1 protein-coding gene is annotated in these 725 nt (G+C 55.2%); it reads left to right on the top strand.

Annotation, left to right across the window (positions count from 1 at the left end):
* Nucleotides 1–725 (top strand): helicase C-terminal domain-containing protein (locus GPK94_RS15820; protein ID WP_215656263.1); only part of this gene is annotated, 725 nt, incomplete at both ends.

The following is a 725-nucleotide window of genomic DNA, read 5'->3' as shown; positions in this document are numbered from 1 at the left end:
ACCGAACATCAGCAGGAAATGGTCAAAGCTCTTTCGGAGCGTGCATCGCTGGTACACAGCGGAACTGTTGACCCGTCCCAGGATAACATGCTCAAGATTACCTCGGATGGCCGTAAGTTGGGGCTTGACCAGAGGATCGTCAACCAGATGCTGCCGGACGAACCTGGCACAAAGGTCAATCAGTGTGTGGACAACATCATGCAGATCTGGCGGGACGGCAAAGCTGACAAGCTGACCCAGCTGGTGTTCTGCGACATTTCTACACCGCAGGCCAAAGCTCCTGCAAGCAAGGCGGCGAAAACGCTGGATAATCCACTGCTTCACGCATTGGAAGGCGCTGTGCCTCTGCCGGAACAGGAACCGACCTTTACGGTATATGACGATATTCGTCAGAAACTCATTGCTCAGGGGATGCCTGCCGACCAGATCGCTTTTATCCATGAAGCCAATACCGAAGTGCGGAAAAAGGAGCTGTTCTCTAAAGTCCGTACCGGTCAGGTTCGTGTCCTTTTGGGCAGCACCGCCAAGATGGGCGCAGGCACCAATGTGCAGGACCGTCTGGTGGCACTTCATGACCTGGACTGTCCGTGGAGACCGGGAGACCTTGCCCAGCGCAAGGGCCGTATCGAGCGCCAGGGTAACCAGAATCCTCTTGTCCATGTGTACCGCTATGTGACCGAAGGAACCTTTGACGCATACCTCTGGCAGACGGTGGAGAATAAGCA

This window comes from Pseudoflavonifractor sp. MCC625 (assembly GCF_018784545.1).
GTDB classification, from domain to species: Bacteria; Bacillota; Clostridia; order Oscillospirales; family Oscillospiraceae; genus Pseudoflavonifractor_A; species Pseudoflavonifractor_A gallinarum.
This window is presented reverse-complemented; position numbering and strand designations above follow the sequence as displayed.